Source organism: Methylobacterium sp. CM6241 (assembly GCF_054817845.1).
In genome coordinates, this window is sequence record NZ_CM139246.1 from 4,972,901 (window position 1) to 4,993,748 (window position 20,848).

22 protein-coding genes are annotated in these 20,848 nt (G+C 68.8%); 11 read left to right on the plus strand and 11 right to left on the minus strand.

Translation table 11 applies throughout. The annotated features are described in order from the left end of the window. The first annotated feature begins 47 nt into the window (after window positions 1–47). Together ACYQR9_RS23485 and ACYQR9_RS23490 are read left to right on the plus strand one after the other, a co-directional pair. Window positions 48–1,628, plus strand: a complete 1,581-nt coding sequence (locus tag ACYQR9_RS23485; protein WP_461228214.1) for a heme biosynthesis HemY N-terminal domain-containing protein — start codon at window positions 48–50, stop codon at window positions 1,626–1,628. A gap of 107 nt (window positions 1,629–1,735) precedes the next feature. Then, window positions 1,736–2,863, plus strand: a complete 1,128-nt coding sequence (locus tag ACYQR9_RS23490) for a DUF2336 domain-containing protein (RefSeq protein ID WP_056426060.1) — start codon at window positions 1,736–1,738, stop codon at window positions 2,861–2,863. A 24-nt stretch (window positions 2,864–2,887) separates the two neighbouring features. Here the strand turns inward: ACYQR9_RS23490 and ACYQR9_RS23495 are convergent, their stop codons facing one another. From ACYQR9_RS23495 to ACYQR9_RS23520, 6 genes are all read right to left on the minus strand, one after another. Further along, complete coding sequence (locus ACYQR9_RS23495) at window positions 2,888–3,229, minus strand: DUF1491 family protein (protein WP_461228215.1); 342 nt, start codon at window positions 3,227–3,229, stop codon at window positions 2,888–2,890. A 247-nt stretch (window positions 3,230–3,476) separates the two neighbouring features. Then, on the minus strand, window positions 3,477–3,914 hold the full coding sequence (locus ACYQR9_RS23500; protein WP_246747880.1) for a hypothetical protein: 438 nt from the start codon (window positions 3,912–3,914) through the stop codon (window positions 3,477–3,479). A gap of 13 nt (window positions 3,915–3,927) precedes the next feature. After that, the gene (locus ACYQR9_RS23505) at window positions 3,928–4,308 is read right to left on the minus strand and encodes a glycosyl hydrolase (RefSeq protein WP_207411696.1); all 381 of its coding nucleotides are present in this window, start codon (window positions 4,306–4,308) and stop codon (window positions 3,928–3,930) included. A 71-nt stretch (window positions 4,309–4,379) separates the two neighbouring features. Then, window positions 4,380–4,841 carry a hypothetical protein gene (locus tag ACYQR9_RS23510; protein WP_056426073.1) on the minus strand — a complete coding sequence of 154 codons (462 nt, stop codon included), beginning with the start codon at window positions 4,839–4,841 and terminating at the stop codon, window positions 4,380–4,382. Window positions 4,842–5,242: 401 nt separating this feature from the next. Continuing rightward, window positions 5,243–5,986, minus strand: a complete 744-nt coding sequence (locus tag ACYQR9_RS23515) for a peptidoglycan-binding domain-containing protein (RefSeq protein WP_461228216.1) — start codon at window positions 5,984–5,986, stop codon at window positions 5,243–5,245. Window positions 5,987–6,147: 161 nt separating this feature from the next. Then, the gene (locus ACYQR9_RS23520) at window positions 6,148–8,061 is read right to left on the minus strand and encodes a sensor histidine kinase (protein WP_056426076.1); all 1,914 of its coding nucleotides are present in this window, start codon (window positions 8,059–8,061) and stop codon (window positions 6,148–6,150) included. A 372-nt stretch (window positions 8,062–8,433) separates the two neighbouring features. Here ACYQR9_RS23520 and ACYQR9_RS23525 point away from each other — a divergent pair, with 372 nt between their 5' ends. Beyond that, entirely contained in the window at window positions 8,434–8,715 is a 282-nt protein-coding gene (locus ACYQR9_RS23525) for a hypothetical protein (RefSeq protein ID WP_424753377.1), read from the plus strand. A 40-nt stretch (window positions 8,716–8,755) separates the two neighbouring features. Here the strand turns inward: ACYQR9_RS23525 and glgX are convergent, their stop codons facing one another. Together glgX and ACYQR9_RS23535 are read right to left on the minus strand one after the other, a co-directional pair. After that, window positions 8,756–10,855 (minus strand): glycogen debranching protein GlgX, encoded by a 2,100-nt coding sequence (glgX, locus tag ACYQR9_RS23530; protein ID WP_461228217.1) that lies wholly within the window; start codon window positions 10,853–10,855, stop codon window positions 8,756–8,758. 146 nt (window positions 10,856–11,001) lie between these two features. After that, window positions 11,002–12,423, minus strand: coding sequence for an alpha,alpha-trehalose-phosphate synthase (UDP-forming) (locus ACYQR9_RS23535; protein ID WP_056426081.1), 1,422 nt, complete (start codon window positions 12,421–12,423; stop codon window positions 11,002–11,004). Between the two features lie 405 nt (window positions 12,424–12,828). Here ACYQR9_RS23535 and ACYQR9_RS23540 point away from each other — a divergent pair, with 405 nt between their 5' ends. The 7 genes from ACYQR9_RS23540 (at window position 12,829) to ACYQR9_RS23570 (ending at window position 17,097) form a co-directional block, all read left to right on the plus strand. After that, window positions 12,829–13,338 carry a hypothetical protein gene (locus ACYQR9_RS23540; RefSeq protein ID WP_461228218.1) on the plus strand — a complete coding sequence of 170 codons (510 nt, stop codon included), beginning with the start codon at window positions 12,829–12,831 and terminating at the stop codon, window positions 13,336–13,338. A gap of 9 nt (window positions 13,339–13,347) precedes the next feature. Continuing rightward, on the plus strand, window positions 13,348–13,743 hold the full coding sequence (locus tag ACYQR9_RS23545) for a phage holin family protein (RefSeq protein ID WP_461228219.1): 396 nt from the start codon (window positions 13,348–13,350) through the stop codon (window positions 13,741–13,743). Beyond that, window positions 13,740–14,129: a DUF3618 domain-containing protein gene (locus ACYQR9_RS23550; RefSeq protein WP_207411692.1), complete on the plus strand. Its 390-nt coding sequence runs from the start codon at window positions 13,740–13,742 to the stop codon at window positions 14,127–14,129. Before ACYQR9_RS23545 ends, ACYQR9_RS23550 begins: the two co-directional genes overlap by 4 nt. Before the next feature lie 79 nt (window positions 14,130–14,208). Next, window positions 14,209–14,898 carry a hypothetical protein gene (locus ACYQR9_RS23555; RefSeq protein WP_461228220.1) on the plus strand — a complete coding sequence of 230 codons (690 nt, stop codon included), beginning with the start codon at window positions 14,209–14,211 and terminating at the stop codon, window positions 14,896–14,898. A 146-nt stretch (window positions 14,899–15,044) separates the two neighbouring features. After that, the gene (gene pxpB, locus ACYQR9_RS23560; protein ID WP_461228221.1) at window positions 15,045–15,773 is read left to right on the plus strand and encodes a 5-oxoprolinase subunit PxpB; all 729 of its coding nucleotides are present in this window, start codon (window positions 15,045–15,047) and stop codon (window positions 15,771–15,773) included. Next, entirely contained in the window at window positions 15,755–16,795 is a 1,041-nt protein-coding gene (locus tag ACYQR9_RS23565) for a 5-oxoprolinase subunit C family protein (RefSeq protein WP_461228222.1), read from the plus strand. The genes pxpB and ACYQR9_RS23565 overlap by 19 nt, the downstream gene beginning before the upstream one ends. Window positions 16,796–16,890: 95 nt before the next feature. After that, on the plus strand, window positions 16,891–17,097 hold the full coding sequence (locus ACYQR9_RS23570) for a hypothetical protein (RefSeq protein ID WP_311276321.1): 207 nt from the start codon (window positions 16,891–16,893) through the stop codon (window positions 17,095–17,097). Between the two features lie 73 nt (window positions 17,098–17,170). Here the strand turns inward: ACYQR9_RS23570 and ACYQR9_RS23575 are convergent, their stop codons facing one another. Next, window positions 17,171–17,398 (minus strand): hypothetical protein, encoded by a 228-nt coding sequence (locus ACYQR9_RS23575; protein WP_461228223.1) that lies wholly within the window; start codon window positions 17,396–17,398, stop codon window positions 17,171–17,173. Window positions 17,399–17,589: 191 nt separating this feature from the next. On the opposite strand from ACYQR9_RS23575, the gene ACYQR9_RS23580 reads away from it, so the two are divergent. After that, window positions 17,590–18,141: an RBBP9/YdeN family alpha/beta hydrolase gene (locus tag ACYQR9_RS23580; RefSeq protein WP_056426103.1), complete on the plus strand. Its 552-nt coding sequence runs from the start codon at window positions 17,590–17,592 to the stop codon at window positions 18,139–18,141. Window position 18,142: 1 nt separating this feature from the next. Here ACYQR9_RS23580 and ACYQR9_RS23585 read toward each other — a convergent pair whose 3' ends face one another. Both ACYQR9_RS23585 and ACYQR9_RS23590 read right to left on the minus strand, forming a co-directional pair. After that, window positions 18,143–19,174, minus strand: a complete 1,032-nt coding sequence (locus tag ACYQR9_RS23585) for a YcjF family protein (protein ID WP_207411687.1) — start codon at window positions 19,172–19,174, stop codon at window positions 18,143–18,145. 195 nt (window positions 19,175–19,369) lie between these two features. Continuing rightward, window positions 19,370–20,809 carry a YcjX family GTP-binding protein gene (locus tag ACYQR9_RS23590; RefSeq protein ID WP_461228224.1) on the minus strand — a complete coding sequence of 480 codons (1,440 nt, stop codon included), beginning with the start codon at window positions 20,807–20,809 and terminating at the stop codon, window positions 19,370–19,372. Between the last annotated feature and the right edge of the window lie 39 nt (window positions 20,810–20,848).

Here is a 20,848-nt window from a genome sequence, read left to right on the forward strand (position 1 = left end):
TCGCGTCCCCTCCTCGGCCGACGCCACCTTCCGGAGTTCGTGATCCCATGTGGCGCGCCCTCGCCTTTCTAGCCCTCCTCGCCATTGCCGCCTTCGGGGCGACATGGATCGCCGACCGGCCCGGCACGGTCACCATCGTGTGGAACGGGTACGAGGTCGCCACGAGCCTCGCCATCGCCCTGATCGGGGTGCTCATCGCCGCCATCGTCATCGGGTTCATCTGGGCTGTGGTGAGGGGAATCATCACGCTTCCCGAGGCCCTGGTCCGTGGCTCCAAGGAGCGTCGCCGGGCCAAGGGCTTCTCCGCCCTCTCGCGGGGCATGGTCGCGGTCGGCTCGGGCGATCCCCTGGCGGCGCGTCGCCATGCCAGCGACGCCGAGCGTCTGCTCGGTGCCGAGCCGCTGGCGCTCCTCCTGAAGGCGCAGGCCGCGCAGATCTCCGGTGACCGCGAGGCGGCGGAACACGCGTTCCAGCGTATGGTCAACGATCCCGAGACGCGGGTGCTCGGCCTGCGCGGGTTGTTCGTGGAAGCCCGCCGCCGCGAGGACGACGTGGCCGCCCGTGCCTATGCGTCCGAGGCCGCACGGCTCGCGCCGAGTGTCACCTGGGCCAACGAGGCCGTGCTCGAGGCGCAATGCGCCGATGGCGATTGGAGCGGCGCCGTCGAGACGGTGGAGCGCCGTGCCTCCCTCGGCCTGATCGAGAAGGGGCTCGCCCGGCGCCAGCGCGCGGTCCTTCTCACCGCAGCCGCACAGACCCGCGAGGCCGGCGAGCCCGAGGCGGCGACACAGCGCGCTCTCGATGCGGTCAAGCTCGCGCCCGACCTCGTCCCGGCCGCCTGCATCGCCGGACGCCTGCTCGCGCGGCGCGGCGACCTGAGGAAGGCGGCCAAGATCGTCGAAGCGGCCTGGCGCGCCAATCCCCACCCGGACCTCGCCAAGGTCTATCTCGGCCTGCGCGTGGGCGATTCCGTGCGCGACCGGCTCGCTCGGGCCGAAACCCTCGCCAAGATTTCCACCTGGCACCCCGAAGCCCGCCTCGCCATGGCGCAGGCCGCCTTGGAGGCGCAGGAATTCGGCAAGGCCCGCGAAGCGCTGGCGCCTCTCCTCGCCGAGCGTCCGACCGTCCGCACCTGCCTCGCCATGGCGAAGATCGAAGAGGCCGAGCACGGTGCGGGAACAGGCCGGGCACGCGAATGGCTGGCCAAGGCCGCCCACGCCCCGCGCGACCCGATGTGGATCGCGGACGGGATCGCCTCGGAGCGCTGGGCGCCGGTCTCTCCGGTCACCGGCCATCTCGACGCCTTCGTCTGGAAGGCGCCGACCGAGCTGCTCGAAGGGCCGTCCAGCGACGATGTCACCGGCGACCTCGTCGACAAGGACGATCGCAGCCAACCGGCCCTCGCGCCAGCCCTGCAGGGCAACGAGATGCCGGCGCCCGTGACTGCGCCCGTCGCGGCACCCGCGAAACCCGCCGAACCCCAGCCGGTGAACGGCGCCGCGATGGTGTCGAAACCCTCCGCGCCGGCCACGGGTCCGATGGCACCCGGCGCCGTGACACCGGTGGTGTTCCCCCCGCCGAAGGGTTCCGATTCCACGTCTGAGAACAAGGCGCGTCTGGTCGGCTGATCCCGCAATGGGGCAAGAAGGGCGGCGCGGCGGCGTCGCCCTTTAAAGGTCGGTTCACGCAAGCTCGCTAAAGCTGTGTCCAGCGAGTTCTGCGTAAACGAAGTGCCATGTCCCCATCTCTCGACGATGCGCCGGACTTCTCCGGCCTGATCGAACTGTCGCGTCTCGGTGACCTCGATCTGAAACCTGTCATCCTCCGGGTGCAGACCGATCTCTTCCTCACCGCGACCGCGCGGGACAGGAAGACGGTGGAGGCCTTCGAATCCCTGGCCGGCGGCTTGATCCCGACCGTCGATGACGAGACGGCCGAGATCGTGGCGCGCAAGCTGGCGCCCTTCCCCGCGACCCCGCAATCGGTCCTCGCCGCACTCGCCGCACGCGGCGGTGAGATCAGGGATCTGGTGATCGCGCAGGCGCCGGACCTGTCGGCGCTCGTGATCGAGGCCGCACTGGCGGACGGGTCGGACATCGCCGTCGCCATCGCCCGACGGGCCGATCTGAGCCGCAGCCTCATCGACGAGATGGCCTCCCGTGATGTCGCGGCCATCGATCTGGCCCTGGCCGAGAACTGGCAGCTCAGCCTTCAGGGCACCACCGTCGCGCTCCTGGTCGGTCGCGCTAGAACCAGACCAGACTTGGCCCAGGCGCTGCTCGCCCGTCCCGACCTTGCTCCTGGCGATCTCGGACCACTGTTTCTGTACTCCGACGAGGAACTCCGCGAGGCGATCGGCCGGGCGGTAGGCTCGCGCGCCGCACTTCGGCCAGCGCCTCCCCTGCCGCGCGAGGCCGGAGCCATCCTCACCGGTTTCTCCGGGCGCAAGGATGTGGCCGGCTTCGTCGGTGCACTATCGGACATGCTCGGGCTGCAGCGCAATTTCCTCGCCGGGACACCCGACCCGAGCCGCCGCTACGACCTCCTGACCCTGGCGCTTCGCGCGGTCGGGCTGCACGAGGAAGAGGCGGTGTATGTCTTCCTCACCCTCAACGAGACCGTGGCCCGCTCCGTGGACCGGGTCTACGATCTGGTGAAGCTGTTCCGCACCATCCCGCGCGGTGCGGCCCGAGACCTTCTCTGTGCGGTTCTCGACATGCCGCTGGCCGAGCGGCTCAACGGCGGCTCCGCCCACCAGCCCTACGCGGCCCCCGACGCGGTGCGTCCCCGCATGCCCGCCACCGAGCGCGCCCCGCTACGCCCGGCCCTTCCCGGCAGGGTGCGGCAGTCCGGAACGGCCTGACGGTCCGCCGGAGCCCGCGTCGTTCTATTCGGCGAGATCGAGATGGTGGCGGCCTGCGCGGTCGTCGATCTCGATGATCCAGAGATCGTCGTCGAAACGCAGTTCCTTGCCGATGCGGAGTTCGACATCGGGCGGCGAGGCTTCGCTCATCAGCCGGACGAAGCTGCGGTCCGCCCCGTCCCCGGTATCGACGAGGGATTGCGGGGCCGGACCATAAAGGTCGGCCAGGCCATCCAGACGGTCGACCTTCACGAAGATGGCTCCCGCCTCGGGCGCACCGCGCCGGCGCTGCACCGCGTCGATCCCCTCGACGGCGAGACGGCGGAGATGGGCCGAGACCCAGAAATCGGAGCGCAGGCGAGGCATGGCCCGCCTATAGCACCGATGGATTGGCGCAAGCATCGGCCTCCGGGGGCCAATTCCCGGATCTGATCCGGCGCTCAATGGCGATCGCCCGTCTCGGGTCTATAAATCGACCGGTGCCGGGCTGATCGACGAGGCTCCTGCGCCTGGATCAGACACAAACGGGACCACCCTTGCGAGGGGCGGTCCCGTTGGGTTTCCAGAGAAGCGTCCAGCCTTAGCACGCCAGGATCGGGTCTGCCCGGAAGACCTACTGGGCGACGGTCGAACCGGTCGTGGTGGTCGATTTCACCGGCTTCGAACCCGGCTCGTGCGACATCGTCTTGGTGCGGGATTCGACGCTCTCGCCATCGCGGACCTTGGTCTTGGTCTGCGACTTAGAGAAGGTGCCGCCGTCATGGGACATCGCCTTCGCCTGTCCGTTCAGGCCACCGTTACCGGTCTCGTTCACGTGCGAGCGATCCTTGGTCTTGCCGCCGGCGGCGCTGCCACCGGTCGCGAGCGAGGAACCCGTCGCGCCGTCCGAGCCCGTCGAGGTGCCGCCCGTCCCGACCGTCGAGGCGGACGTGCCGCCGGCGGCGGCGGAACCGGCGCTGCCGCCCGTCGCGCTGCCGCGAGTCTGGGCATCGGCGATGGCGGGCGCGAGGAGGAGCCCGAGGGCCGCGAGCGCGGGAAGAACCTTCGTCATCGTCATGTCAGCCTCACCTCTTGTCCTTGGGAACGGTGACCACGCAGTCGCCGTCGCCGGTGGTTGTCATCGTGGTGCCGTTGCCGGAGCTCGAACTCGAGGCCGAGCTGCTCGTCGTGCCATCGGCGGATCGGGTGGTGACGGACGGCCCCCCGGTGGAGGAACTCTTCACGCCGTCCGGACCGGCCGTGACCGAACTCGACACCGCTCCGGTGTTCTTCGCCGCATCGGACGAGACGATTTTACAGGGTTTTCCGTTCGGCCCGGTGGTGACCGTCGTGCCGCCCGAGACGCCGTTCGGTCCCGCGGTGACGGTGCTGGTCTGGGCATGGCTCGCGGCGACCCCGGCAATGGCGAGGGCGCCGCCGAGAAGCGGCAGGATCATACGCGCCATGGTGCAACTCTCCTCGGAAGCGGGATGGGCGCGGCTCCGGGGAACCGCGCCCGAGGGGTCAGACCTGCGGCTCAGCGCTTGTTGTGGCCGGGCGCGTTCTCGGAATTGCCGGGACCGCTCTTGTCGTGGCCAGCAGCGCTGCCGGACTTGCCGGCGCCGCCAGACGTTCCGGCGGACGAGCCACCGGTGCCGACCGTCGAGCCGCTGGTGCCCTTGCCGGCCGACGAACCGCCGGTACCGACTGTCGAGCCCGAGCCGCTACCCGTGCCGGCGGACGAACCACCCGTGCCGACGGTCGAGGAACTGTTGCCGCCACCGGCCGACGAACCGCCCGTGCCCAGCGTCGAGGACGTGCCCGAGCCGCTTCCGGAGCCAGCCGACGAACCACCCGTACCGACCGTCGAAGAACTGGTGCCACCGCCTGCGGAAGAGCCGCCGGTTCCGACGGTGGACGACGACTGCGCGACCGCCAGGGCAGCGCCACCAAGGACGAACGTGGTCGTGAGGGCGACGATGCGAATCTGCTTCAACATAAGGTTGCTCCAGTTGTTGTAGTCTTTACGGAGCAATAAACGGATACCTGCCAAATACCGTTCCAACAAAATGCAGCTTACTTGAGCAAAGCGCCTATCTGAACGGCAGATTAACACGCTGTTCTATTTACCCCGAGCGTGGCCGACCGTTCAGGGACTTGCCCTGCTCGAGAAAGGACTGGTTGGCCGGAACTGCCAAACGGTGTTCGGCCAGAATCTCCGCCATTCCTGAACCGTCGGGAGAGAGGCGCGAGCGGGCAGGAACGACGATTCCCGTTTGACCGTTCCACGCCGACATCGCGGGGGCTTCGCGCGTTCGCGCGCCGTCGACACCGAAAGCGGCCTTGCCGCTTTCAATCCCTCATACACAGAGGACAGAGGCCGAACGCCGGATCCGACCCTTATCCCTTGGTCGAGCCGGCACGGGAGGCGAGTTCGCGCAAGGTGCGGCCGGCGGCGACGCCCTTGACCGGGAGCTTGCGGTCACGCTCGAATTTCTCGATGGCCGCACGTGTGCCGGGGCCGAGGACGCCATCGGCGACGAGCGGTCCGTAACCGAGTTTCACCAGGGCGCGCTGTGCCTGCGCCACGGCCTGATCGGGTTTCGGCGTCACCGACGCCGTGGTTTCCCCGGCCTTGATGATGTCTGCGATGACATCGCGCTTGGTCGACGCCGCCGCCGGAGCGGGCTTGGGCGCGGGTTTGGCCGCCTCGATGGCCGGCGCGACTTTCGTCTCGGGAGCGGTCTCGGGCTTCGGCACCTCGATCTTGCGCGGCGCGGCCTCCGCCGGCTTCGCCGGCTCGGCTGTCTGGCCGGATACCGGCTTGGCGGCGGTGGTGGTGCCGGCACCCTTGCCGAGGGCGGGGAAGAGCGGCGCGGGGTGGCGGCCACCCTGGTAGCCGAGCGCATTCAGGGCGACGGCCGCCACCGCGCCGATGGCAACGACCGAGCCGAGGACTTCTCCCGGCCGGCGCAGGCACAACCGCCCGAACCCGCCGACGGCTTGCACGACGTTCCGGAACCAGCCGGAGGCGGGCCGCCGGGCGGGACCGGAGGCGGGTTTGCGGCGAGGCGCGGAGGCCTGTGCCGTCCTGGTCGGCACGATGATCTCGCGCTGGTCGCGCTTCGGCAGCGGTTCGCGCATGGTCTATCCCCTCGAACGCAGACGACGGCCCGACAGATCGAGCCGGGAACGGAAAACCGGCCCCGGCGAAACGCCGTGCCGGTACGGAATGCGCGCGCCTCGTCCGGGGCATCGAAGCCGGGACGAGGCGCGCGTGGGGCCTTGGAGGTCGCGGAGATTTCTCATCCCGCGCGCTGCATCGGTATGTAGCGTTCGCTCACCGCCTCGGGTGCGGGGTCGAACAGCCCCATCGGTCGGCGCACCGGCACCACCGTCCCGTCGAGGCTCGGCAGGGGCGTCGAACGGCGGATGCCGGTGCGGATCGGGGCCGGCGGTGCGGTGCTGGACCCGCGCCGGCAATCGAGGGGGAGCGTCACGGTCACGCTGGTGCCCTGGCGTTCGGCGCTCTCGATGGAGATGCTGCCGCCGTGCAGGCCGACGAGGCCCTGCACCACCGAAAGACCGAGCCCGGTCCCCTCATGCGTCCGGTCGTAGCCGCTGCCCGCCTGGAAGAACGGCGCGCCGATACGCGGCAGGTCGTCCGCGCCGATCCCGATCCCGGTATCGGCCACCACGATGTCGAGATGCGCCGCGCTGCGCCGGACGGAGACCTCGATCCGCCCGCCGGGCGCGGTGAACTTCACCGCGTTGGAGAGAAGGTTGATGAGCACCTGACGGCAGGCGCGGGGGTCCGCCATGATGTCGATCCCCAGCCCGTCGGTGCCGCGCACCAGGGTGATCCCGCCCTGGTCGGCCCTCAGCTGCATCAGGTCGCAGCAGGTCCGCACGAGCGCGCCGACATTCACCACCTCGGGGACGTAATCGAAATTGCCGCTCTGGATGCGCGACATGTCGAGGAGCGCGTTCACCACATCGAGGAGATGGCGACCGGAACTGCCGATGATCTCGGCATATTCGCGGCTGCGCTCGGGCCCGAGCGTCATGGAGCTTTGCCCGGCGAGGACCTCCGAGAAGCCGATGATGGCGTTGAGGGGCGTGCGCAATTCGTGGCTGACGGTGGCGAGGAACCGGCTCTTGAGGTCGTCGGCGCGTTCGGCCTCGGCGCGGGCGCGCTCCAGTTCCTCGGCGTGGCGACGGTGCTCGCTGACGTCGCGGGTCACGGAAACCACACTCGATCCCTCGATCCCCGACAGGGTGCCGACGATGCAATGGGCCCGCATCTCGGCGAAGATCACCCGCGGCTCGCCTTCGGCGCGCTGGGCGGCCGCGTCGAGATGCAGCCGGAACTGGACGGTGGCGGGCTTGCCGCTGGCGGCCACGTCGCTGATCGTCTGCAGCAGGGCCGGACGGTCTCCCACATGGACGCGGTCGAGCAGGCCGTGTCCGCGCAGGCGCCCCGGTTCGATGCCGACGAAACGTGTCGAGGAGGCGCTCGCATCGATGACGCGGCCATTCCGGTCATGCCAGGTCACGAGGTCGTCGATGGCCGAGAGCAGCATGCGGTCACGCAATTCGTTGTCGCGCATGCGGGCCAGCCAACGGTCCTCGTGGCGCAGATGCTCCAGGGCCTGGGCGGCCACGTGACCGATGGCCGTGATGGCGAAGACCGGCATCGCGAGGGAGCGGGACAGGTCGAGGAGGGGCAGCGAGATGCTGCCCGGCGGCAGGAAGGCGACGACCAGGGCGCCGATCATCGCGATGAAGGCGGCGGCCAGCGTCGCGCGGCGCGAGCCGGACACGACGGCTTCCAACGGGATCGCCACCAGCCAGATCGCGGCGGCGGAATTCACCCCGCCCGACATCTGGGCGAGGCAGACCACGAGGCCGGTGAGACCCGCCGACGAGATCGCATGGGCGACCCAGAGTATCCCGGTCCGCGACAGGAACACGGCGGCGAAGATCGGCAGGATCAGGCTGGCGATGGCCAGCACTTCGAGACCGCTGGGGACGCCCCGCCAGAGCAGATAAGGCGGGAGGCAGGCCATCATCACGATCCCGGTCGCGAGCCGCGACACCAGGAACCGCTCGTGCCGGAACCGCACGGCATCGTCGTCGATCACCGACTCATGCACGAGTCCGGCGAGCCGGAGATCGATCAGGGAAGCCAGGCCGCTGTAGATACGCAATACGCACACGCACAGCGCGAAGTGCCAAACAGGCCGCTTCGTCGCCCCTTGCTCGACTTTGACTCGGGTTCGACTTGAACTCGACTGATGCCAAACCTCGCAGACCCGACTTAAGCGAGTGTTGCGCAGACCCCTCCGATTGTTCGCGGATGCTTTCCGGTCCGTAACCAAGCCTATTCGGCGGAAGGTCCCTTTCGGGGCACATCGCCCGCTATCCACAGGGCCGGGCACCACATGCCGGTTCGCTGAAGGGTGCTGGCAAAGCCATGTTCACCATGGTTCTGGATTTCAGGGCGTGCGTGATGGGGGCTTTACGTTCTGCGCGGAGGCTCGGTCGCACGGGCCCGCTCACGGCCGACACCGAACCAGTCCGGAAAGCCCATGTCGTTCCTCATCCGCGTCTGCCTCGCCATCGGCGCCCTCTCCTACCTCGCCGCCCACCGCGACGATCCCGACCTCGCCGCGCGCATTGCGGCGCCGTCGCTGGAGAAATCCGTCTCCGTCGCCTGGGGAGCGTTGCCGGCCGATGCGCGCGAGAAGGCCCTGAGCCAGGCCACCGACGGCTTGGTCCGGCAGGTGGCGGGATCTCTCGCCGGCTCGTCGCGCGACACCCTGGCCGAGACGGATCGCCGTCCGGCCTGGCGCGGCGTCGACGACCGTTGATCGGGACGGGAGCGACCGGACCGGACCGCCTCCCCTTCCCTCAGATCTCGTAGGACGCGGCCTGTCTTCCGCGCAGGACATAGAGCGAACGGGGATCGAGGCGCAGGCGCGCATTGGGGGGAAACAAGGCCTGGCCGGCCGGGACCGCGCCCGTCGGCCGGGTCGTGTCGAACACGACCATCCACGGCCCGCCGATCACCGGGGCCAGGGTGAAATCGATCGCGTCCTCGGCAGCGTTGATGAGGATCAGCAGGCGGTCCGCGCTCGGTAGATCGTTGCCGATCTGCATGCCGAAGGCCTGCCGGTGTCCGTCGGCCCAGGCCTCGTCGTCCATCTCGGCACCGCAGGGCGAGAGCCAGTGAACGTCGCGGAGAGGTCCCTCCCCGATCACGGCACCGGTCAGGAAGGTCAGGCGGCGCAGGGCCGGTTGCTCGCGGCGCAAGGCCGTGAGGTTGGCGACGAAGGCCGTGAGGCCGGGATCCGGATCGTTCTCCCAATCGACCCAGTTGATCGCGTTGTCCTGGGCATAGGCGTTGTTGTTGCCATTCTGGCTCCGCGAGCGCTCGTCGCCGGCCAGAAGCATCGGGACGCCCTGGGCCAGAAAGGTCGTCGCCAGAAGGTTGCGCTTCTGCCGCGCGCGCAGGCTCAGGATCGCCGGATCGTCGGTGGGCCCCTCGACGCCGTAATTGCGCGAGAGGTTGTGGCCGTGGCCGTCGCGATTGTCCTCGCCGTTGGCGTGGTTGTGCTTCTCCTCAAAGGCGACGACGTCGGCCAGCGTGTAGCCGTCATGGCTCGCCACGTAGTTGATGCTGGCCAAAGGCGAACGGCCGGAGCCGGAGAAGATCTCGCGCGAGCCGGACAGGGCCTGCGTGAGCTTCGGCAGGATGCCATGGTCGCCGCGCCAGAAGGCGCGGACACCGTCGCGGAACTGGTCGTTCCACTCGGCCCAGCCGCGCGGATAGGCGCCGAGCTGGTAGCCGCCCATGCCGATATCCCACGGCTCCGCGATCATCTTCGCCCGCGACAGGATCGGATCCTGCGCGATGGCCTGGAAGAACGCCGCCCTGGGGGTGAAATCGTGCGGCGTGCGCCCGAGGCTGGTGGCGAGATCGAAGCGGAACCCCGCCACACCATAGGCGGTCACCCAATGCCGCAGGGAGTCGAGGACGAGCTGCATGACCCGCGGGTGGTCGAGATCGAGGGTGTTGCCGCAACCGGTGCAGTCGATCTCCTGCCGACGGTTCTCCGGGTTGAGCTTGTAATAGCTGGCATTGTCGATGCCCCGGAACGACAGGGTCGGTCCGGTATGATCGGCCTCGCAGGTATGGTTGTAGACGACGTCGAGAATGACCTCGATTCCGGCGGCGGCGAGTTCGCGGATCGCCGCCTTGAGACCGCCGGCCCCGGCCGCCCCGAGATAGCGCGGCTCCGGCGCGAAATAGCCGAGAGGCGAGTAGCCCCAGAAATTCACCAGCCCCTTCTCCACCAGGAACCGGTCGTCGGCGAAGGCCTGGATCGGGAGAAGCTCGATCGCCGTCACACCCAGCTTCAACAGGTGCTCGATGATCGCCGGATGGGCCAGGGCGGCGTAGGTGCCGCGCTCCGCCTCGGGAATCGCCGGGTGAAGCTGCGTCAGCGCCTTCACATGGGCTTCGTAGATCACGGTCTGCCCGAGGGGACGACGGATCGGCGTGATCGCGAGTTCGGGCAGGTCGGGGGCCGTCACCACGCCGCGCGGCATGAGGGCCGCGCTGTCGCGCCGGTCGATCTGGTCCTCGCGCTGGAGGCCGCGACGGTGCCCGTAGAGGGAATCGTGCCAACGGATCCGGCCATGGATCTCGCGCGCATAGGGGTCGAGAACGAGCTTCGCCGGATTGAAACGATGACCGTTGGCCGGGTCCCAGGGGCCGTGCACCCGGTAGCCGTAGAGCTGGCCCGGAAACACGCCGCGCAGATAGCCGTGCCAGACGTCGTCGGTGCGGCAGGGGAGCGGGATGACGCGATGTTCGTGGCGTTCGCCCGGCTCGAACAGGCACAGGTCCACACCGGTGGCGTTCTCGGAAAACAGCGCGAAATTGACACCGCGACCATCGAAATGCGCCCCGAGAGGCCCGGGTACGCCTTCGTCGATGCCGATCATGGAGGCCTTTCGCAGGTGCATAGGCCCAACGAATGCGGGCCGGTCGTCGGCGCGGGTCACGCAAGAACGGTACCCCGGAGCCCTGTCCCGCAACCGGCCTGATTGGCCGGTACCGCTCGCCCCGCCGTTAGCAGGACGACGGGGGGCTACTCTGCGGCAGCAGCGGCGCGGGGTGGCTCGCGCTCGACGGTGCGGAAGTTCTCCAGGTCCGTCAAGAAATTCCGCGCCCACCAATCCACATCTTCGCGCGTCATTCGCTCGACCATGGGCTTCCAGCGCTCGATCCGCTCACCGCGTGGCATGTAAAGCGCCGTGCGGATCGCCTCCGCCACTTCGAACCGGTCATAGGGATTGACGAGAAGGGCCTCGGGCAGCTGCCGGCACGCGCCGGCGAATTTCGACAGCACGAGCACGCCCGGATCGTCCGCCGTCTGGGCGACGATGTATTCCTTGGCGACCAGATTCATCCCGTCGCGCATGGGCGTGACGAGGCCGACGCGGGCGGCGCGATAGAGACCCGCGAGGACAGGACGCGGATAGGCCTTCGTCACGTACTGGATCGGGGTCCAGTTCGGCTCGCCGAGAGCGCCGTTGATCTCGCCGACGGTCTCGTTCACCTCGCGGCTGAGTTCCTCGTATTCCGGCACCTCGGTGCGGGATTTCGGCGTGATCTGGAGGTAGACGACGTTGCCGCGCTGGTCGGGATTCGAGGCGAAGAAGCGGTCCACCGCCTCCATCCGCTCAGGCACGCCCTTGGAATAGTCGAGCCGGTCGACGCCGATGAGAAGCTTGCGGGTGCGCAGGCCCGCCATGGTCTCGCGGACAGTCTTGTTGGCGCCGGCATTCTCCGCCGCCTCCTTGAACCCGGCGACATCGATGCCGATGGGAAAGCTGCGGATGCGCGTCCGGCGCCCATCGACCATCAGCGACCCGCCGCCGAGCGGAATGGCCCGCAATTCGTCGATGAGATTGCGCGACAGGTTGTGAACGTCCGGGTCGGTCTGCAGTCCGATCAGGTCGTAATCGGCGATGCCGCGCAGAAGGTCACCGCTGGCGGGGAGCGTGTTGAACACGTCCGCGGCGGGCCAGGGAATGTGGTGGAAATAGCCGATGGGGTTGGCGATCCCGAGGCCGCGCAGCTCCGATGCGAGCGGAAGCAGGTGGTAATCGTGGACCCAGATGATGTCGTCCGGCTCGATCAGCTTGGCGAGAGCCCGCGCAAAGGTTCGATTCACACGCTGGTAACCGGCATAATCCGAACGGGAAAACGCCCCCAAGCCCAGCCGGTAATGCATGATCGGCCAGAGCGCACGGTTGGCGAACCCGCTGTAATATTCCCGGTGATCCTGAGGCGACAGGTCGACCACGGCGTATTGAACGCGACCGCGATCGATCAGTTCGGGTTCTTCGGACGGATCCTCGACGACTTTGCCGCTCCAGCCGAACCACAGTCCCTCATAGGACGTGAAGGCCTCCTTGACGGCGACCGCCAAGCCTCCCGCGGCAACGGATTTCCCGCTGTCTTCAGGGATGGCCACACGGTTCGATACGATGACAAGGCGTGCCACTCAGCGGGCTCCGGTCCTCAGCGTGCGGCGCACCATGGGCGCACCGGACAGGATGATTCCGACAGTCAACGCGCGTAACCCGGCGGTGATCCGTCGGATACGGCTACGTATGTTGATAATCCGCCGACCAACCTAGCCGACCGCGCCGCCCGCGGCCAGAGTTCAGCACCATGAATGTCGGTTCGGCGGTGGATCGCTGGTCGGTTCGGCGGCTGTCGAGCGCCGGAATAGGCCCGGTCCGGCACCCAACGTAAGCTTAGGTGAATCCCGCCGGGCCGGCGGTTCCGACCGTTGGCAGCGCCACCGTCCAGGCATTGCATACGCAGCGCATTCCCTTCGGAACCGCGTCTGTTTCCGTGATGTTGAAGAGCCACAGGTGACACAGACCACAAGTGATCGAGGAGTATGCGCGTGAACGCAAATCAACCCACTGGCCCGGCATCCGCGGCGAACGCCCCCGGGATCGGCTCCGGCGAGGCTGCTACTCCGACCGGCGATTGGCGGACGCTGAAGGGCGATGTCGAGGGCATCGCCGACGTGGCCGTCGAGCGTGGACGGGGATTCGTCGCCGCCGCACGCGCCCATGCCACCGACTATGCCGATCGCCGCAAAGGCGACGCGGCCCAGTCCGTCAACGACCTGGCGCAGGGCCTGCGGGATTCGAGCAAGTCCTTCGAGGAGCAGCCCAACATCAAGGCGTTCTTCGACAGCGCCGCCGAGGGACTCGAACAGCTCGGTTCCTCCATCGAGAACCGCAGCTTCGCCGAGTTCTACGACGAGGCGGAAGCCTTCGCCCGCCGTGCGCCGGTGGCCGTCGCCGTCGCCACCTTCGTGACCGGCTTCGTCGTCTCGCGCTTCATCAAGTCGTCGAGCATCGCGCATGACCGCGATGCCCGCAATTCCTTCCGAAGCTAGGCGGGCGCCATGTCGAACGCCCCTCAATCCAGCATTCAAAGCCTCGTCGGCGATGCCCTGCGCGAGACCAGCGAACTCGCGCGCAAGGAGATGGCGCTCTTTCGCAACGAGATGACGAGCAACGTCCGCACGCTGTTCATCGGCCTCGCGCTGATGGTCGGCGCCGGCGTCTTCGGGGTCGTCGCCCTGTTCGTTCTCGTGGACGCCCTGGTGAAATGGCTCGCGACGGTGGTGCATTCGGAAGCCTTGTCCGCTCTCATCGTCGGCGGCGCGCTTCTGGTCATCGCCATCGTCTTCGCCCTGATCGGGCGGAGCACCATGTCACTCTCCACCCTGGCGCCGACCCGCACGACACGGCAGATGCGCCAGGACGCGCGTGCGTTGTCGGAAAGGGTTTCGGGATGAGTGAATCGTTGAACGATCTCGAGAAGGACATCGAGGCGAGCCGTGCCCGCCTCGATCAGACTATCGATCGCATTCAGGACAGGCTCTCTGTCCCGAGCATCGTCGACGACATGCTGGGCAATGTCCGCCGGACCCCGCTGAGCGGTGCCTATGACGGCGCTCTCGATGCGATACGGCGCAACCCGGTCCCCGTTCTGCTCATCGCGGCCGGCATCGGCTGGCTTCTGCATCGTACCGGCAAGGATCGGCAGACGCTGACGAAGCGTCCGGTCATCGATCCCAACGGTGCCCTGCCGGTGACGCCGGGCGTGGCCGCGAAGGCCTACGACCCCGACCAGCCGACCCGCCAGCCCGTGAAGGACCTGGCCGAAGCGAACCAGATCTGAGCCATCACGGGCCGATCGACACCCGACTGATCCGGCAGCGGCATCGCCGCCCCATCCCCATTCGACAGGAGTCGCATCCATGAGTTCCAGCAGCATTCCGGGCGGGCCGAAGAGCTCCCTCCCCGAGGATATCGCCGTCTCCGCCGACCTCCCCCACGGCGACGAGACCGCCCGTTCGCTTCACGACATCTCCGACCGTGCACGCAGCGAAACACGGACCACGGCCGGCGACCTCCGCCACCAGGCTGGCCACCTCGCCGACGATACCCAGTCGAAAGCCGAGGGCTATGCGGACCGCGCCAAGGCCGCAGCCCTCGACGCCCGCGACACTGTCAAGGACAAAGCGGAATCGTTGCTCGACCGCGCGTCCGGGACCTATGACGACGCCCGTGAATGGGCGTCGGACGCCCACCGCTCCGGCCGTCGCAGCATCGGCGAGTTCGCCGAGCGCGGAAGCCAGCGCCTCGACCGCGGCAAGACCAATGTCGAGCAGTTCGTCACCGAGAATCCGCTTCTCGTCGGCGTCGTCGGCCTTGCGGCGGGAATGCTCCTCGGCGCCCTGCTTCCCAGGACGCGCCGCGAGGACGAGACGGTGGGACATTGGTCCGACGAGGTGAAGGACCAGGGCATCCGCTACGCCCGCGACTTCGCCGACCGTGGCCGCGAGTTCGTGGAGAGCGCGCTCGACCCAGAGAATCTCAACACCACGACCCAGGGCGGTTCCGAGCCGTTCCGCAAGCCGGATGTGCCGCCGGTGCGGCAGCACTGAGGGCAGGTTTCCGAGCCAAATTTCGCGACGGAAGAGGGGCGGCGCTCGACAGCGCCGCCCCTTTTGTGTTCGGACTGGAGCGAGTGTCGGAATCGGGGTTGCCCCCGGGGCCGACGGAGATTGCGTCGAGCGAGGCCCCGCGACCCGTGTCAGCCCCTCAGCCCCGCCTGCTTTGGTGCGGCGACACTGCGGTCACCATCGAGTTCGGTGAGACGATCGACCCTGAGGCCAACGCGATGGTCCTGGCCCTCGACCGCGCCGTGCGGGATGGCGACATTCCCGGGCTCGTCGAAGCCGTCCCCACCTACCGCTCGCTGACCGTCCATCTCGATCCCTGCGCGGCCGAGCCCAGCGAGATCGAATCCGTGGTCCTCGCCTTGATCGGCACGGTCTCCACCGAGACGACACCGCGCCGGCTCTGGCGCATACCGGTGGTGTATGGCGGGTCCTTCGGCATCGATCTCGCCGATGTCGCCGCCCATCATGGGTTGAGCGCCGACGAGGTCGTGTCCCGGCATGCCGCAGCCGATTACCGGGTGGCCATGAACGGTTTCCTGCCGGGCTTCGCCTATCTCTCCGGTCTCGACCCGAGCCTCGCTCTCTCGCGCCGGGAAAGCCCGAGGCCGGTAACGCCGGCCGGTACGATCTCCATCGGCGGCGTGCAGGCTCTGGTGGCGAGCATCGCCGCCCCGAGCGGATGGCATCTCCTCGGGCGGACCCCCGTGCGCGCCTTCCTGCCGGGCCGCGACCCGGTCTTCCTGTTCGAGCCCGGCGACGCCATCCGCTTCCTGCCCATCGAGCCCGACCGATGGGACGAACTCGACCGGGCCGCGCGCGCCGGTGAGCGCATCGTCGAATGCGAGACAACGCCGTGACCGGGCGTCTCGTCATCCGCCGATGCCATGGCGCGCTCAGCCTCCAGGATGGCGGACGGCAGGGCTACCAGCGCTACGGCCTTTCCGGCTCCGGGGCGATGGACTGCCTCGCCATGGCGACCGCCAACGCGCTGGTGGGCAATGCCCCCGACGCGCCGGTCCTCGAACTCGGCCTCGGCGGCGGCCGCTTCGTCGTGGAGGCGGGACAGGGATGGTTCGCCTGCGCCGGCGCGCCCTGCACGCTGCGTATCGACGGCGCACCCCTTGCGGGACACTGCACCGCGACCTTGGCGGAAGGCGCCGAACTCATCGTGGACCCGGCGCGTGAGGGAGTGTTCGTCTACCTGGCCGTGGCCGGCGGGTTCGAAGCGGGTGCCGTGCTCGGCAGCGTCTCACTCCATCTCCGCGCGGGCATCGGGGGCGTCGAGGGCCGGCTCTTCCAATCCGGCGACCATCTGACCTTCGCCGCGATGGAGAGCACCGCACTGGGTGACCGGACCATCGATGCCGTTCCCCTCGACCGGGATGCACCGATCCGCGTCCTGCTCGGCCCCCAGGCCGAACGCTTCACCCAAGGCGGGATCGACACGCTGCTGGGCTCGACCTTCACCGTGTCGCATCGCGCCGACCGGATGGGATACCAGCTCGACGGGCCGGCCATCGCCCATGGCGCGGGCGGCTACAACATCGTCTCCGACGCCACCGTCATGGGCTCGATTCAGGTGCCGGGCAACGGCCTGCCCATCGTGCTGATGGCGGATCGGCAGACCACGGGCGGCTATCCGAAGATCGCGACGGTGATCTCGGCCGATCTGCGCCGCCTCGCCCAAAGCCGGCCGGGCGATCCGATCCGGTTCGAGGCCGTCACCCTGGCAACAGCGCGGGAGGCCGCCCTCCGGCGGCAGCGCGACATCGCCGACCTGCCCGGCCGCCTTCGGCCGCTGGGGGGCTTCGACGCGGAGCGGCTCCTGGGGGCAAACCTCGCCGGTCACGCCGTCGATGCCCTGCGGGAAGGCCCATAAGACGTGACGGCATCCGGTCTTACCGAAATTGATTCGTTCGGCAGTGCGCGACACCCCGATGCCGAAGGGCGTCTGTGTGCGGGAGGAGGGCCAGGATGCGGATCGCCGCGTTGATCTTCGGCCTGGCGTTGCTCGTGGCGACGGCTTTCTGGTTCTTCTACCTCGTCCCCCTGGGATGCGCGATGAACACCACCGGCTGCAACGAGCGGTTCACGGTGTGGAGCAGCCTGGGCCTGGTCCATTTCTGGACGCCCTTCCTCATCGCCGTGTCGGCGCTGGCCTATGGTCTGGGACGGCCGTGATCTTATGTGCATGGCCGACGAAAGCCGCGCCGGCAGCGAGGGGAAGCCGTCGCCCCCTCGTCTCGTTGAGGCTTTATGGGGCCTGCCATTCGACACCGGCATGCTCGCGGATATCGCCGGGCGCGGACCCGGTATCGGCATCGCTGACCCAGTCGCTCGGCTCGACCACATCGACGATCTCGTCGTCTGGATAGGCCGCGGCGAGAAAGACCTTGGCCTCGCCCTCGGCGGCAGCCCGGACCGTGACCAGCGGGCGAAAACCTTTGGGTGCGCGGATATTGGCGATGAAGAGCTTCGTCATGTGCATTCTCCTGGGCACGCCTGAGCGCGACACTCGGCTAACGCGGGAAACCTCGATCCGCGCGGGCCCTCGATGAAAATGATGGGCCGCCACCTCTCGAAGCGTGGAGGCCCTTTACCCAACGCGGCGATGCCTGCCGAATTCCCCCCATCCGTCTCGACGCCGCGCGAGCGAGCCGCTATCGGGGCAGCATGAAGCTCGCCGATTGCGACATCCTCATCCTCCCCGGCTACGCAGGCTCGGAAGACGGCCATTGGCAGGCCGGCTGGGCCGCCCGCATGGCCAATGCCCGCATCGTCGAGCAGGAGGACTGGCACCATCCCGAAGCCGGCTCCTGGCGCGCGCGTATCGTCGAGGCGGTGGAGGCGGCGACGCGGCCGGTGATCCTCATCGCCCACAGCCTCGGCGTGGTCGCCTCCGTGCAGGCCGCGCCCGCCTTCCCCGAGGGCAAGGTGCGGGGTGCCCTGTTGGTGGCGTTCCCGGATGTGGAGCAGACGCCGAACCTGCCATCCAGCGTCACGGATTTCGCGCCCGTGCCGCGCGATCCCCTGCCCTTCCCGTCCTTGCTGGTGGCGAGCCGCAACGACCCCTATTGCGCCTATGACCGAGCCGAGGACTTCGCCTATTCCTGGGGCTCCGCCCTGGTCGATGCGGGTGAATCCGGCCACATCAACGTGGCGAGCGGGCATGGTCCCTGGCCCGAAGGGCTGATGCGCCTGGCGGGCTTCCTCAAGGGGCTCTGATTCACGCCTTCTCGGCCCCGCCCATCGGCTTCAGCAACTCCCCGGCCACATCCGACAGGCGCGGCGGCTCTTCCCTGACGAAGGGAAGCGGGCGGCAGACGGCCAGGGCGGCGAGGCCGAACCGGGCGGTCATCAGGCCGTTGAGCACGCCCTCGCCGAGCTTCGCCGAGACCCGCGCGGCGATGCCGAGGCCAAGGACCTGCTGGATCATGCTCTCGCCCACCGCCATCCCGCCCGTGACGGTGAGATGCGCGAAGGCGGCGCGGGCAAGACGCAGGAATCCGAGAAAGCCCGGACGCCCGCCATAGATTGTCGCGATCTGGCGCAGGAGGCGCACCGCGGCAAAGACCACGAAGGCCACGTCGACGATGGCGCGCGGGCTGAGCGCCGTCACCGCCGAGACCTGCTTGGCGGCCGAGGCGATGGCGTTGCGGGCCTGCCGGTCGAGGGGTTCGAGCAGTTCGTGCTCGGCGAGCCCGATGCGGTCGTCCACGTCGAGAATCGTATCGCCCAGCGCTTTCAGGCGCTGGCGGCCGGCCGCGAGTCCGGTCCTCGTGGCGTAGAGGTCGCAAAGCTCGGCGACCACCGCCTGCGCGCCGGTGTGATCCCGCGTGGCGATAGCCTCGATGGCCTTCGCCCGCAGCTTTTCGATCCGGCGCTCGCGCCAGATGCCCGCGAGCTCGCGCATCACCAGGGCGAGGAAGGCGATGGCCGCGAGGACGAGCAGGGCCAGGGCGACGCCGCCGAGCCAGGGCGCGGCGGAGAACAGGTCCGCGATCATCCGCTCCAGCGACAGGCCGACCGCGAGGGAGACGAGGCCGCCCAAAGCCAGCATCAGCACCGACAGCCAGGGCGCCCGGGATTTCGGAGCCACCGGCACGGCAGTGCCGTCCGCCGCCTCGACGATCTCGAACGGCTCTTCGACGATCCTGACCGCGTTCGGCGGCACCGGCGGCGGAACGATGCCCTCCAGTCCCTCGGCCGGCTCGGCGGCGGGGATGCGGAAGGCGCGGGGACGGTTCGGAGAGGTCATGGGCGGACCTTGTCTGAGGCGTAATAGGCAAACTGCGAGACCAGCCTTCCCCCATCCACCCACCTCATCCTGAGGTGCCGGAGCGGAGCGGAGGCCTCGAAGGAGCACTCCAGTTCGCGCAGCGAAGCCTGGAACCCTCCTTCTAGGCCGCTCGCGCGGCACCTCGGGATGAGGTGGGTGGATGGGCGGCGGCGCTCACGTCAGCTTGTCGCCGATGAGGAACTGCATCGCCCGGTCGAGGCGGATCTGCGGCAGGTGGCCGGGGCGGCCATGGGCGTCGGGCCGGATCAGCGGGGGGCGGAAGCGGGGAAAGCGGAGCGATCCGGGCGGGACCGCGCCGTCGAGAACGGATTCGGGTCGCGAGGGCAACTCACCGGGGAACACCGCCGCCTCGCTCCGCCCGTCGAAAATCTCGTCGCCCACGTGTTCTCCCGCCTCGGGTGTTCCCGAGACTGCACGCAGGGTCATGCCGTCATCGTGGACGGTGGTCTCCCGCGTGGCCCGTACGGAGGCGAGGGCGACGGTGCCGACGCGGGCACCGGCCGCCTCGGTCCGGCGCATGGCGCGGGAGACGAGGAGCCGCAGCAATGCCTCCAGGCGGTCATGGCTGGTCTGGTGCAGGTGATCTGCCTTGGTGGCCGCGAACATGATGCGATCCGCCCTCGGCGCGAACAGGCGCGACAGGATGGTGTTGCGGCCGATCCGGAAGCTGAGGAGCACGGTGTCGAGCGCCTCTTCCAACTCGGCGAGGGCGGCCGGCCCGGCATCGACGGCGGCGAGCACGTCCACGAGGACGATTTGCCGGTCCACCCGCTGGAAGTGGTTGCGGAAGAACGGCTCCACGACCTTGGCCTTGTAGGCCTCGAACCGCCGTTCCATGAGCCCCGCGAGGCTGTTCGGGACGATGGTCTCCGGCAGCGCGTCGAGGGGCGCGAAGGTGAGAGCCGGCGATCCGGCCAAGTCACCGGGCATGAGGAAGCGGCCCGGCGGCGTGGTCGCCACCGATTCCGGCCCGGCGCGCAAAGCGGTGAGATAGGCGGTGAAGGCGATGCTCGCCCGCTCGGCCACGACCTCGTCGAGGGGGCCGGACGGGTCGAGATCCTTCAGCACCGCCAGCCAGGGCGCCGCGATGGCGGCGCGCCCGGTGCGCCGGGTGCCCGCGATGGTGGCGGCGGACCATTCCGCGTAGCTCTGGTCGATCAGCGCGAGGTCGAGAAGCCATTCGCCGGGATAATCCACCACGTCGAGCATCAGCGTGCCCGGCCCGGAGCGCCAGCCACCCTTGCGCTCGTATTCGATAGCGAGGCGGAACTGGCTGATCCGGTCGGTGGAGCGCGGCCACAGGCGCTGCTCCGTCAGGGCCGCGAAATGATCCTCGTAGGGGAAGCGCGGAATGTCGTCGTCGGGTTGCGGCACGAGGCGGGCCCGGCGCAGCCGTCCCTCATGCGCCGGGGCGAAGGCCGGCAGCGCATGGGTTTCCACCAGATGATGGATCAGCGCGGTGGTGAACACTGTCTTGCCCGACCGCGCGAGACCGGTGACGCCGAGCCTCAGGGTCGGCTGGATCAGGAGATCGCTCGATGCCTCGGCGAAGGCCTGGATCGCGGAGCCCGCGCGCGAGGCGAAGCTGATCATGAAGCGAGGGTCTCGTTTGGCCGGAGGGGGAGGATGGGT